Origin of the sequence: Pantoea sp. ACRSC (assembly GCF_022346785.1) — a bacterium.
GTDB classification, from domain to species: domain Bacteria; phylum Pseudomonadota; class Gammaproteobacteria; order Enterobacterales; family Enterobacteriaceae; genus Pantoea; species Pantoea alvi.
On the sequence record NZ_JAKRNN010000012.1, the window covers coordinates 25,134 to 38,416 of the forward strand.

Annotated in this window: 9 protein-coding genes; 5 read left to right on the forward strand and 4 right to left on the reverse strand. The window is 60.9% G+C overall.

Annotated elements, in window-relative coordinates; translation table 11 throughout:
• The first annotated feature begins 55 nt into the window (after nucleotides 1-55).
• Nucleotides 56-559 (forward strand): M48 family metallopeptidase, encoded by a 504-nt coding sequence (locus tag MHZ97_RS13015; protein WP_103794547.1) that lies wholly within the window; start codon nucleotides 56-58, stop codon nucleotides 557-559.
• Here MHZ97_RS13015 and MHZ97_RS13020 read toward each other — a convergent pair.
• On the reverse strand, nucleotides 556-2,244 hold the full coding sequence (locus tag MHZ97_RS13020; protein ID WP_239314822.1) for a chloride channel protein: 1,689 nt from the start codon (nucleotides 2,242-2,244) through the stop codon (nucleotides 556-558). The two genes, MHZ97_RS13015 and MHZ97_RS13020, sit on opposite strands and share 4 nt — an antisense overlap.
• A 147-nt stretch (nucleotides 2,245-2,391) precedes the next feature.
• On the opposite strand from MHZ97_RS13020, the gene MHZ97_RS13025 reads away from it, so the two are divergent.
• The 3 genes from MHZ97_RS13025 (at nucleotide 2,392) to sstT (ending at nucleotide 6,078) form a co-directional block, all read left to right on the forward strand.
• The gene (locus tag MHZ97_RS13025) at nucleotides 2,392-3,384 is read left to right on the forward strand and encodes a Gfo/Idh/MocA family protein (protein WP_239314821.1); all 993 of its coding nucleotides are present in this window, start codon (nucleotides 2,392-2,394) and stop codon (nucleotides 3,382-3,384) included.
• Nucleotides 3,385-3,638: 254 nt separating this feature from the next.
• A complete protein-coding gene (locus MHZ97_RS13030) occupies nucleotides 3,639-4,610 on the forward strand; it encodes a TerC family protein (protein WP_239314820.1) in 972 nt (323 codons plus the stop codon).
• A 235-nt stretch (nucleotides 4,611-4,845) separates the two neighbouring features.
• On the forward strand, nucleotides 4,846-6,078 hold the full coding sequence (gene sstT, locus MHZ97_RS13035) for a serine/threonine transporter SstT (protein WP_103794543.1): 1,233 nt from the start codon (nucleotides 4,846-4,848) through the stop codon (nucleotides 6,076-6,078).
• A 1,055-nt stretch (nucleotides 6,079-7,133) separates the two neighbouring features.
• Here sstT and MHZ97_RS13040 read toward each other — a convergent pair.
• The 3 genes from MHZ97_RS13040 to uxaC are packed head-to-tail and all read right to left on the reverse strand — an operon-like array spanning nucleotide 7,134 to nucleotide 11,495.
• A complete protein-coding gene (locus tag MHZ97_RS13040) occupies nucleotides 7,134-8,624 on the reverse strand; it encodes a UxaA family hydrolase (RefSeq protein WP_239314819.1) in 1,491 nt (496 codons plus the stop codon).
• Between the two features lie 4 nt (nucleotides 8,625-8,628).
• Entirely contained in the window at nucleotides 8,629-10,077 is a 1,449-nt protein-coding gene (locus MHZ97_RS13045; RefSeq protein WP_239314818.1) for a tagaturonate reductase, read from the reverse strand.
• Nucleotides 10,078-10,079: 2 nt separating this feature from the next.
• Nucleotides 10,080-11,495, reverse strand: coding sequence for a glucuronate isomerase (uxaC, locus tag MHZ97_RS13050; protein ID WP_103794540.1), 1,416 nt, complete (start codon nucleotides 11,493-11,495; stop codon nucleotides 10,080-10,082).
• Nucleotides 11,496-11,873: 378 nt separating this feature from the next.
• Here uxaC and MHZ97_RS13055 point away from each other — a divergent pair, with 378 nt between their 5' ends.
• Entirely contained in the window at nucleotides 11,874-13,178 is a 1,305-nt protein-coding gene (locus MHZ97_RS13055; RefSeq protein WP_103794539.1) for an MFS transporter, read from the forward strand.
• The last annotated feature ends 105 nt before the right edge of the window (nucleotides 13,179-13,283 follow it).

Below are 13,283 nucleotides of genomic sequence, written 5' to 3' on the forward strand. Positions count from 1 at the left end.
TGTTTTACGCCCTAAAAAGGGGGCGCAGTATACTGTCTTTCGCCGGGAATCCCTAATGTCCTCACTTATCTATCTGCAGGGTTATCCTGAGAACATCCTTCAGCAGGTGCAGACGCTGATCGACAATGAAAAACTTGGCGCTTTTTTGCAGCAGCGCTATCCCGACACCCACGATATCGTTAGCGATAAAGCGTTATACGACTATACCCAGGCGCTAAAAAACCGCTTTATGCGCAACGCTCCGCCCATCAATAAAGTGCTCTGGGACAATAAAATCAAGGTGATGAAGCACGCGCTCGGCCTGCATACGGCGGTATCGCGCGTTCAGGGCGGCAAGCTTAAGGCCAAAGCGGAGATCCGCGTCTCGACCTTTTTCCGCCTCGCCCCCGAGCCCTTTCTGCGCATGATCGTGGTACACGAGCTGGCGCACCTGAAAGAGAAAGAGCACGACAAGGCGTTCTATCAGCTCTGCTGCCATATGGAGCCGGACTACCATCAGCTGGAGTTCGACGCCCGCCTCTGGATGACGGATCAGGCGATGCGCGGCAACGCCGCCTAAAGGAACTCCTGCGCTTTCTGGATCAGGCTGGTTTTGGTCAGCGCGCCGAGGAAACGCTTCTCCTGCGGATTATTCAGCACCGGCAGGCGCTCCAGCGTGACGCGCGCGAACGCCTCCCAGCCTTCGCGCATGCTCTGGTTCTGGTAGACGAAGGGAAAGTTATCGTCCATTACCGTAGAGACCGGCGAATCCAGCGTGATCTCCTGCGCCAGCACCTTGCGCGCAATATCGTGGATCGACACCACGCCGAGAAAGGCGCCCGCCGCGTTGATAACGTAGACGTAGCGCTCGCGCTTCAGCGAGCTGACCGCCAGCGCCTGACCAACCGACTCCTGCGGCTGCAGCGCCGCTCCCGGAATAATCAGCTGCGCCACGCGCATATTGTCGAAGTCATATTTCGCCTCCGAGCGGTGAAAGTGGTTACCGACCACCGGATAGGTGCTGGCGGACTGCAGGCGGTAGACCACCATCGACGCCAGCACGGCGGCGATCATCACCGGAAAGAGCAGCGAGCTGTTGAGCGTCATCTCCAGCACCATCAGGATCGCCATCAGCGGCGCCTGGCTGACCGCGGCCAGCACCGCCGCCATACCGATCGCCGCGTAAAGCAGCACGTTGCCGAGCGGCAGATGCAGCGCCGTGCCCAGCGTCGCCAGCGCCACGCCCAGCAGCGCGCCGATCAGCAGCGACGGCGTAAACAGGCCGCCTACCGCGTTGGAGCCGACCGACAGGGTGGTCGCCAGCGTCTTCAGCACCAGCAGCAGTAGCAGGCCGGGCAGCAGATAGTCGCCCGCCATGATTTTAACGATCACTTCATAGCCGTTGCCCAGAATATCGGTGGAGATCAGCGCCAGCAGCCCCACCGCCAGGCCGCCGGCACCCAGCCGCAGCGGCAGCGAACGGATATGGCTGAACAGCGCTTTGCTGCGCGCGATAAGTTTAATCAGCAGCCAGCCCGCCAGCCCGGCCGCCAGGCCAATAACCACCGTCAGCAGCAGGCTGCTGAGGTCCATCTGAAAGCTTGCGTCCGCCAGCGGATAGAGCGCGTTGCGGAAGCCCAGCGACCACATGGTCATCACGGCGACCGAAGAGGCGATGACCAGCGGGATCAGACGCTGCAGCGCCGAGATGCCGAAGGCGATTTCCGCGACGAAGATCGCCGACGCCAGCGGCGCGTGGTAGACCGATGAGAGCCCTGCGGCGGCGGCCATCGCCACCACATCGCTGTTTTTCAGGTTGAGTGCGGCGGGCATACAGCGGCCCAGCACGCTGCCGCACAGCGCGGAGAGCTGCACCATCGGCCCCTCTTTACCGATAGAGGCGCCCGATCCGATGCTGGCGATAGAGGAGAGCGCGCGAAACAGCGAGGTACGGGTCGGCACCGCATCGAGCCGCGCGTTAATGACCTCCAGATAGTCGGTCTTAACCGTCTGCTGCTGCTCGATACTCACCGCGTAGCGCAGAAAAAATCCCGCCAGCACGCCGCCCGCGCCCACCAGCAGCGGCCAGAAGATCCACGGCCAGACGTGCATCGCCACGGTAATCTCACTGTCGCTGCTGAACAGCACGCGGTTGATCAGCTCAATAACGCCGCGAAACGCCAGCGTCACCAGCGACGCCGCGACGCCTACCGGGATTGCGACCAGCAGCGTGGTCCAGTTCAGTGCGTGTTTACTTCCTTTCAAGCGCCTTCTCCACCTTTTTCAGCCAGTCGCCGTTGCGTCATCACTATATTGGAAGGCGGATCGCAGGATCAAATACCCCTTCTTTCCGACGCTTGCGCCCGCTCGCCTGCATGCTACTCTGCCGCTATTTGCCGCAGGAGAGCCGATGTGATCCGTTTTGCTATTGTGGGAACCAACTGGATAACGCGCCAGTTTATCGATGCTGCGCATGAAACCGGCCATCTGCGCCTGAGCGCCATCTATTCGCGCACGCAGCAGCAGGCGGAGGCCTTCGCCGCTGACTATCCCTGTTCGCATCTTTTTACCTCGCTGGAGGCGCTGGCCGCCAGCGATCTTATCGACGCGGTCTACCTGGCGAGTCCGAACGCCCTGCACTGCGAGCAGGCGCTGCTGTTTATGGCGCACGGCAAGCACGTTATCTGCGAAAAGCCGCTCGCCTCCAACCTGCATGAGGCGGAGCAGATGATCGCCTGCGCCCGGCAGCATCAGGTGATCCTGTTCGAGGCGTTTAAAACCGCCAGCCTGCCTAATTTCGCGCAGCTGCAGCAGGCGCTGCCCGCCATCGGGCCGCTGCGCAAAGCGCTGTTCAGCTACTGCCAGTATTCGTCGCGCTATCAGCGCTACCTCGACGGCGAGCATCCCAACACCTTTGATCCGCGCTGGTCTAATGGCTCGATAATGGATATCGGCTACTACTGCCTGGCGACGGCGGTGGCGCTGTGGGGCGCGCCGCAGGGGGTGAAGGCCAGCGCGACGCTGCTGGCGAGCGGCGTTGACGGCCACGGCAGCGTGCTGCTCGACTATGGCGACTTCGACGTCACGCTGCTGCACTCCAAGGTGAGCGACTCGCGCATCGCCAGCGAAATTCAGGGCGAAGCGGGTTCACTGCTGATCGAAAAGCTGTCGGAGATGCAGTCGGTCAGCCTGGCGCTGCGCCAGAGCGCCCCACAGGTGCAGGATCTCAGCCAGCCTCAGCATATCAATACCATGCTTTATGAGGCCCACACCTTCGCGCAGCTGGTGCGGCAGCATTGCGTCGAGCATCCGGGGCTGGAGCGCGCGCGCATCACCGCCGCGCTGCTGACCGAGATCCGCCGCCAGACCGGCGTCATTTTCCCTGCCGATCATCGGCTTGTGTAAATATGTCTAAATATGAATGGTCCGCTATTGCCTCTTTCCCGGCCAGCGCCTATCTTAACTGCCAGCAAAGGGGAGTAACTTGTGAGCTGTACGATCGTCATTACGATGCCTGAGCATCCGGTCGGCAGGCAACCCGGAATCTGATTCTGCGTTGTAAGTGAGACCTTGCCGGAAGGCGAGGTTTGCTTACATCTTTGTAAAGCGGCTGACGTCTTCTGACTTCAGCCGTTTTTTATTTCAGGGCAGGAAACGCTATGCAGACTGTAGGAACGCCTCTTCTCTGGGGCAGCTTTGCGGTAGTGGTGCTTATCATGCTGGCGATCGATCTCTTTTTACAGGGACGTCGTGGCTCGCAGACCATGAGTTTTAAACAGGCGGCCGTCTGGTCGCTGATTTGGGTGTCGGTGTCGCTGCTGTTTAGTGCCGCCTTCTGGTGGTATCTGGAGGGGAGCGCCGGGCGCGAAGTCGCCACCTCACAAACCCTGGCGTTTTTAACCGGTTACGTGCTGGAAAAAGCGCTGGCGGTCGATAACGTCTTTGTCTGGCTGATGCTCTTCAGCTACTTCTCTATTCCCGCTGCGCTGCAGCGCCGCGTGCTGATTTACGGCGTGCTGGGCGCGATTGTGCTGCGCACCATTATGATCTTCGCGGGCAGCTGGCTGGTAACGCAGTTTAGCTGGATCCTCTATCTGTTCGGCGCGTTCCTTCTGCTGACCGGCCTGAAGATGGCCTTCGCCAAAGAGGATGATGAAAACGCGGTGGGCGACAAGCCGGTGGTGCGCTGGCTGCGCAAGCATCTGCGCATGACCGACGAGCTGGAGGGCGAGAAGTTTTTCACCCGCCGGAACGGCGTGCTGTTTGCCACGCCGCTGCTGCTGGTATTGATTATGGTTGAGCTGAGCGACGTGATTTTCGCGGTCGACAGTATCCCGGCGATCTTCGCCGTGACCACCGATCCCTTTATCGTGCTGACCTCTAACCTGTTCGCTATTCTCGGCCTGCGCGCGATGTACTTTCTGCTGGCCAACGTCGCCGAGCGCTTCTCGATGCTCAAATATGGCCTGGCGATCGTGCTGGTGTTTATCGGCATTAAGATGCTGATCGTCGAGTTCTATCATATCCCGGTGGCGGTCTCGCTGAGCGTCGTCGGCGTGATCCTCGGCTCGACCCTGTTGATCAACACCTGGGTGAATCGCAAAAGGGACCAGAAAAAACTCTCGCAATAATCCGCTACAGGGGCAGGTAATGCCCCTGTTTTATTTTGCCAGCCCCGGATGCGACATTTCATCGCTCTGTCACACTCTCTTCATACAGCATAATAGAAACCCGATCCTCCTCTCAGCGGCAGAATTATCTCTTTCCTCGCCCGCTCTTTTCCTTATACTTCGCCGGGCAAACCGCTTCAGGCGCGTTAATCGACGCCCTCTGAAGCCACATCCCGCTACAACGTAAAGAACAATTATGCAGAACTCACTTTCCGGTCGTCTGGGCGCGCTACTCGCAGGAAGCCTGGTGAAACAAATTATGGTAGGGCTGGTGGCCGGCGTGGCGCTGGCCTGGGTCTCGAAGGATGCCGCGCTGGCCGTCGGCCTGCTGGGCGAGCTGTTCGTCAGCGCGCTGAAGGCGGTTGCGCCGCTGCTGGTGCTGGTGCTGGTGATCGCTTCGATCGCTAATCATCAGCAGGGTCAGAAGACCAATATCAAACCGATTATCGCGCTCTATCTGTTAAGCACCTTTTTTGCCGCGGTGATTGCGGTAGTGTTCAGCCACCTGATGCCGCAGACGCTGACGCTGGCGGTGGGCAAAACCGAGATTACGCCGCCGTCGGGCATTACCGAGGTGCTGCGCGGTCTGCTGATGAATATGGTGGCGAACCCGATTACCGCGCTGATGGAAGCAAATTATATCGGCATTCTGGTATGGGCGATCGGTCTCGGTCTGGCGTTTCGTCACAGCACGCCCGGCACGCGCGCCCTGCTTAACGACGCCTCCAGCGCCGTCACCTGGCTGGTTCGCTGCGTGATCCGCTGCGCGCCAGTCGGCATTTTCGGCCTGGTGGCCTCGATTCTGGCCTCTACCGGCTTTGGCGCGCTGTGGCAGTATGCGCACCTGCTGGCGCTGCTGCTGGGCTGTATGGCGCTGATGGCGCTGGTGGTGAACCCGATGCTGGTCTACAGCAAGATCCGCCGTAATCCCTATCCGCTGGTGTTTACCTGCCTGCGCGAGAGCGGCGTGACCGCCTTTTTTACCCGCAGTTCTGCTGCCAATATTCCGGTGAATATGGCGCTGGCGAAACGCCTGAAGCTGGATGAGGATACCTATTCGGTGTCGATTCCGCTGGGCGCGACCATCAGTATGGCGGGCGCCTCTATCACCATTACCGTGCTGACGCTGGCGGCGGTGCATACGCTGGGGATTCAGGTGGACGTGTCGACCGCGATTCTGCTGAGTCTGGTGGCGTCGCTGTGCGCCTGTGGCGCTTCGGGCGTGGCGGGTGGTTCGCTGCTGCTGATCCCGGTGGCCTGTAATATGTTCGGTATTCCCAACGAGCTGGCGATGCAGGTGGTGGCAACCGGTTTTATTATCAGCGTGCTGCAGGATTCCGCCGAAACGGCGCTGAACTCCTCGACCGATATTCTGTTTACCGCCGCGGTCTGTCAGGCGGAAGCCGAGCGGGAAACCAGCCGGGCTTAATCTTTAGCTATGCGGCTGAGGTTGCGGTTAAAGCCGCAGCCAAAGCCGTTTCATCCGCGCTGGCTCGTCGTTACCTTTCGCTATTGCCGTCTGTTAGCGTCGTGCCGTCGCGGTGTATTGCCGTCTGTTAGCGTCGTGCCCTCGCGGGTGGCATGGATCGATCGCAAAGGCGCTTTTCGCATCCCTGCTCGCTCGGCCCGCGCCGTCCATGGCGCGGGACGCTTTGCTCCCCGTTCCATGCCGCCCGCGCTTTGAACTTTTGCGCCGTTTAATCCGCGCCCAGGCTCGTCGTTACCTTTCGCTATTGCCGTCTGTTAGCGTCGTGCCCTCGCGGGTGGCATGGACCGATCGCAAAGGCGCTTTACGCATCCCTGCTCGCTCGGCCCGCGCCGTCCATGGCGCGGGACGCTTTGCTCCTCGTTCCATGCCGCCCGCGCTTTGAACTTCTGCGCCGTCTCATCCGCGCCCAGGCTCGTCGTTACCCTTCGCTATTGCTGTCTGTTAGCGTCGTGCCCTCGCAGGTGGCATGGACCGATCGCAAAGGCGCTTTTCGCATCCCTGCTCGCTCGGCCCGCGCCATCCATGGCGCGGGACGCTTTGCTCCCCGTTCCATGCCGCCCGCGCTTTGAGCTTTTGCACCGTTTAATCCGCGCCCAGGCTCGTCGTTACCCTTCGCTATTGCCGTCTGTTAGCGTCGTGCCCTCGCGGATGGCATGGACCGATCGCAAAGGCGCTTTTCGCATCCCTGCTCGCTCGGCCCGCGCCGTCCATGGCGCGGGACGCTTTGCTCCTCGTTCCATGCCGCCCGCGCTTTGAACTTTTGCGCCGTCTCATCCGCGCCCAGGCTCGTCGTTACCCTTCGCTATTGCTGTCTGTTAGCGTCGTGCCCTCGCAGGTGGCATGGACCGATCGCAAAGGCGCTTTACGCATCCCTGCTCGCTCGGCCCGCGCCATCCATGGCGCGGGACGCTTTGCTCCCCGTTCCATGCCGCCCGCGCTTTGAGTTTTTGCGCCGTCTGAAATTGCTACATCAGCGTCTGTACTCTGTCAGATGGCTATAACGTAACGCCGCTTTTAAAAATCGCCAGCTCGCGGAAATCGTTCTTCTCGTTATTGGTCAGCTCGCCGCTGGCTATCGCCACGATGGTGTCGACGAAATCTTCCAGCAGCGCATCCATGCTCATCCCTTCCAGCAGACGGCCCGCATTAAAATCGATCCAGTGCGGCTTCTTCTCCGCCAGCGGCGTGTTGGTCGCGAGCTTCACCGTCGGTACAAAACCGCCGTAGGGGGTGCCGCGCCCGGTGCTGAACAGCACCATATGGCAGCCCGCGCCCGCCAGCGCGCTGGTGGCGACCGCGTCGTTGCCCGGCGCGCTCAGCAGATTCAGCCCCGGCGTTTTCAGCCGCTCGCCATACTTCAGCACGTCCACCACCTGGCTGGAGCCCGCTTTCTGGGTGCAGCCCAGCGACTTCTCCTCCAGCGTGGTAATGCCGCCCGCTTTATTGCCCGGCGACGGATTCTCATAAATCGGCTGCTGATAATCGATAAAGTAGCGCTTGAAGTCGTTGATCATCGCCACGGTCTTCTCAAAGGTCGACTCATCGCGGCAGCGGCTCATCAGAATACGCTCCGCGCCGAACATTTCCGGCACCTCGGTCAGCACCGTGGTGCCGCCGTTGGCGATCATCTGATCGGAGAAACGCCCCAGCAGCGGGTTAGCGGTAATGCCGGAGAAGCCGTCGGAGCCGCCGCACTCCAGCCCGAACTTCAGCTCGCTCAGCCTGCCCGGCTGGCGTCTGTCGTGACGCATCGCCTCATACAGGGCGCGCAGATGCTCCAGGCCCGCTTCTACCTCGTCGTCGTGCTGCTGGCACACCATAAACTGAATGCGATCGCTTTCCGGCAGCCCCAGCGTCTCGCGGAAGGCATCGACCTGGTTGTTTTCGCAGCCGAGGCCAATTACCAGCACCGCGCCGGCGTTAGGGTGGCGCACCATATTTTGCAGCATGGTGCGGGTATTCTCATGGTCCTGCCCCAACTGCGAACAGCCAAAGGTATGGCTGAACAGAAACGCACCGTCGGTGCCCGCCGCGTTATCGGTCTCTTTCAGAAAACGCTGCAGGATCTGACGCGCAATGCCGTTAACGCAGCCGACGGTCGGCAGGATCCACAGCTCGTTGCGGATCCCGACATCACCACTGGCGCGGCGATAGATCTGCACCTCGCGATCGCCCGGCTGCGGCGGCACCTCAACAAACTCCGGCTGGTAGTCGTACTCGTCGAGATCGCTCAGGTTGGTGCGTGCGTTGCTGGAGTGGATCACCTCGCCTGCGGCGATCGGCTGCGTGGCGTGCGCGATCGGCAGCCCATACTTGATCACCAGCTCGCCCTCGGCGAGGGGACGCAGCGCAAACTTATGGCCGCGCGTCACCGCCTGCAGCAGCTGCACCGCCGTCTGCTGCAGATCGATGGTCTGCCCCGCCTCTAAGTCGCGCAGCGCCACGGCGACATTATCCTGAGAGTGAATCTTAATCGCGTCTTGCATAGCTTTATCCCAGTGTGCTCAACGCCTCACGCATGCCGTGGACGATGATATTTTGCAGGTGTCGGCTGACCTCGTGCGCCAGCTTCGGCCACCGGGTCAAATCTTCTCCCCAGTGCTGCGCGTCGCTTAACACCTCGCGCACCAGCTGTTCCGGGGAGATCTGGTCGTTATTAAGGGCGTGCCAGTTTTTTTCAAAGCGCGCCAGCCAGTGCGCGTCATCCTGCAGCGGCCAGCTTTTTTCTCCCGACGCGCCGCGATAGAAGGCGATCAGCGCCGCCAGCGCAAAGGTCAGGCGCGGCGGCCAGACCCCGCTCTGCGCGTGCGCCGCCAGCAGCGGCGTCAGCAGGCGGGTGCGAAACTTGGTCATTCCGTTAAGCGCGATAGAGAGCAGCGCATGGCGGATAAAAGGGTTGCGGAAACGCCGCTCGACCGCGTCGGCAAAGGCGTGCAGCTCGCTGCGCGGCAGATCCAGCGTAGGAATGATCTCCTCGCGCAGCAGGCGATCGACAAAGTCCGCAATGGCGGGATCGGCCATTGCGTCGCCGACGCTCTCCAGACCCGCCTGAAACGCCACCGGCACCATGGCGGTATGCGCGCCGTTGAGGATCGCCACTTTCTGCGCCTTCCACGGCGCAATGTCCTCTACCAGCCGCACCTGCGGCGCCAGCGCATCGAGCTTCAGCTCATCGAACAGCGCGCGCGGCCCCTGCAGAATGAACTGGTAGTAGACCTCGCCCGCCACCAGAAAACGATCCTCGTAGCCGAGCTGAGCGGCAAGCGCCTCGCTCTCCGGCGGGAAACCGGTCACGATGCGGTCCACCAGTGTGTTGTAAAACACGCAGTGCTGCGACACCCAGGCGGCGAAGCTTTCCGGCAGCTGCCAGTGGCGCGCATAGCGCAGCACCAGCTCGCGCAGCGCGTCGCCGTTATGGTCGATCAGCTCGCAGGGCACAATCAGCCAGCCCTTGTCGCTGGCGCCGCTGAAGTGTTCAAAGCGCGTCCATAACAGCTGCGTCAGCTTGCCGGGAAAGCTGGATGCGGGCGCATCCGTCAGGCGATCCCCTTCGGCAAAGGTGATGCCCGCTTCGGTGGTGTTAGAAAAGAGGAACCGCATCTGCGGCGCGCGCGCCAGCGCCAGAAAATCGTCGTACTGGGTAGCGGGCTGGATCTCACGGTTCAGACTGCGGATCAGACGCGTTTCGCTGACGCGCTCGCCCTGCTCGTTAAGCCCGCGGATCAGGGTGGTATAGAGCCCGTCCTGCTGGTTCAGCGTGTCGCTGACGGCGCGGTTGCGCGGCCGCACCACCACGATGCCCGCGTCGATGCCCTGATGCTGGTTCAGCCAGTCGAGCTGCCAGTCGATAAAGGCGCGCAGAAAGTTGCCTTCGCCAAACTGGATAACGCGCTCGCTGTAGATCGCGCCGGGAAAGTCGTGACGGTTTAGCCGCTGCATGCTCAGGCTCCCAGCTCGATGCCGAAGTAGTCGCGCGCGTTATTGAAGCAGATGTTTTGCACCATCTGGCCCAGCAGCGCCTCGTCGTCCGGCGCTTCGCCGTTCTCAACCCAGCGGCCAATCATCTGGCACAGCAGGCGGCGGAAATATTCGTGGCGCGTATAGGAGAGGAAGCTCCGGCTGTCGGTCAGCATGCCGACAAAGCGGCTGAGCAGGCCCATCTGCGCCAGCTGCGTCATCTGGCGCTGCATGCCGTCGAGCTGGTCATTAAACCACCAGGCGGAGCCGAACTGCATTTTGCCCGCCTCGCCTTCGCCCTGGAAATTGCCCGCCATGGTCGCCAGCACCTCGTTGTCGCGCGGGTTCAGGCAGTAGAGGATGGTTTTCGGCAGCGCGTTATGCAGATTCTGCGCGCCGAGCAGCTTCGCCAGCGGTTCCGCCAGCGGCCGATCGTTAATGGAGTCAAAGCCCACATCCGGGCCGAGCAGCTCGAACTGGCGGCGGTTGGTGTTGCGCAGCGCGCCGATATGGTACTGCTGCACCCAGCCGCGACGCGCATATTCACCCCCCAGCCACACCAGCACGGCGGTTTTAAACTGCGCGATCGCCTCTGCATCCGGCGTCTTGCCGGCGCGGCGGGCGGCGAGAATGGCGTCCAGCGTCGCGTCGTCCGCTTCGGCGTAGAGCACCACGTCGAGCGCGTGGTCCGACACCTTGCAGCCGTGCTCGGCGAAGTAGTCGAGACGCTTGCTGAGCGCGCTGCGCAGATCGTCGAAGCGGCGCACGCTAATGTCGGTCAGTGATTCGAGCTTCTCAATCCAGGCGAGGAAGCCGTCCGCTTCGATATTAAAGGCTTTATCCGGACGCCAGCTCGGCAGCACCTTGACGTCAAAGCTGCCATCCTGCGCCAGCGCCCGGTGATGCTGCAGATCATCCAGCGGATCGTCGGTGGTGCCAACCATCTTCACGTTCATCTGCTGCATGATGCCGCGCGCGGTAAAGTCATCCTGCGCCAGCAGCGCATTGCAGCGATCCCAGATGGCGTCGGCGGTTTTCTCAGAGAGCAAGGTGTCGGTGATGCCGAAGGGGCGACGCAGCTCGAGGTGCGTCCAGTGATAGAGCGGGTTGCCAATGGTGTGCGGCACGGTGCGCGCCCATGCGTTGAATTTTTCGCGGTCGCTGGCGTCGCCGGTGCAGAACGCCTCCGGTACGCCATTCGCGCGCATGGCGCGCCATTTGTAGTGATCGCCTTTCAGCCAGATATCATAGAGGTTGGCAAAGCGGTAATTTTCGGCAATCTGCTGCGGAGGAAGATGGCAGTGATAGTCGAAAATCGGCTGATCCTTTGCGTAGTCATGGTAAAGACGACGGGCAAATTCGGTATCCAGTAAAAAATCCTCGGTCATAAAACGCGACATGCTTGCTTCCTCTTGGATAGAGCCTTAATGCGCTCAAAGTTATCATACCAATTTTAGCCCACCACAGAATTGTTTGAGATCTCGCTCACATAAACAGCAGTAATTCCCTGGTCTCATGGACGTTTTTGCTCTCCACAGCGTGCTAAATGGCTGTACTGACGCCTGTTTAAAGTATCCCACATTGCAAAAGGGGCTTTTGTGATGGCTCTCAACTTTTAAAGTTGTATAACAAGTTACGCTCTCGCTCCGTAATGGCAAGGTAAACACAGGGTCGCTTTTGTGCGGCCTGCGGGCGTGAGATTAGGTCGGATCACGGTTGTCCCGCTCCAGATAACAACAGCGGCAAGACCGCAAAGAGAACACTGGAAGAGGTAAAAGATGCGTAAGATTAAAGGGCTACGCTGGTATATGATCGGCCTGGTGACGCTGGGCACCGTGCTGGGTTATCTCACCCGCAATACCATCGCCGTCGCCGCACCGACGCTCCAGACCGATTTACATATCACCACCCAACAATACTCCTACATCGTGGCGGCCTACTCCGCCTGCTATACCCTTATGCAGCCGGTCGCCGGTTACGTGCTCGATCTGCTCGGCACCAAAGTCGGCTATGCCGTGTTCGCCGTGCTGTGGGCAATCTTCTGCGCTGCCACGGCGATGGCCGGCAGCTGGGGCGGATTCGCGCTGGCGCGCGGCGCGGTGGGCGCGGCGGAAGCGGCGATGATCCCGGCGGGGCTGAAGGCGAGCAGCGAATGGTTCCCGGCTAAGGAGCGCTCGATCGCCGTGGGCTACTTCAACGTCGGCTCCTCTATCGGCGCGATGCTGGCGCCGCCGCTGGTGGTGTGGGCGATCGTGGCGCACAGCTGGCAGATGGCGTTTATCATTACCGGCGTGCTGAGCCTGCTCTGGGCGATCTGCTGGCTGATCTTCTATAAACATCCGAAGCAGCAGACCAAACTCAGCGAGGAGGAGCGTCAGTACATTATTTCCGGTCAGGAAGCGCAGCATCAGACCGGCAACACGAAAAAAATGTCGGCGCGTCAGATCCTGCGCAACCGCCAGTTCTGGGGCATCGCGCTGCCGCGCTTCCTGGCGGAACCGGCCTGGGGCACCTTTAACGCCTGGATCCCGCTGTTTATGTTTAAGGTCTATGGCTTCAACCTGAAAGAGATTGCGCTGTTCGCCTGGATGCCGATGCTGTTCGCCGATCTCGGCTGCATCCTCGGCGGGTATCTGCCGCCGCTGTTTCAGCGCTGGTTCGGCGTGAACCTGATCGTGTCGCGCAAGCTGGTGGTCACCATGGGCGCGGTGCTGATGATTGGCCCCGGCACCATCGGCCTTTTCACCAGTCCTTATGTCGCTATCGCCCTGCTCTGCGTCGGCGGCTTCGCTCATCAGGCGCTCTCCGGCGCGCTGATTACCCTCTCCTCCGACGTTTTTGGCCGTAATGAAGTAGCGACCGCTAACGGTCTGACCGGCATGGCGGCCTGGACGGCCAGCACCCTGTTTGCGCTGGTGGTGGGCGCGCTGGCCGACACGCTGGGCTTCAGCCCGCTGTTCGCCGCGCTGGCGGTGTTTGATTTGCTGGGTGCCGTGGTGATCTGGACGGTACTGCGTAATAAGCCAGTCTCTGAGCTGGAAAAAGAGGTGACGCCGCCGCAGGCCACCCCGCTACGCAGCTAATCGCGCTGATAAATCGGCAGGTAATGCGTCCCGCGCATGGAGTGCGCGGGACCTTTTATTTCATGCCCGCAAAGTGGTATAACAACTTTATTTGCGACACGAGAA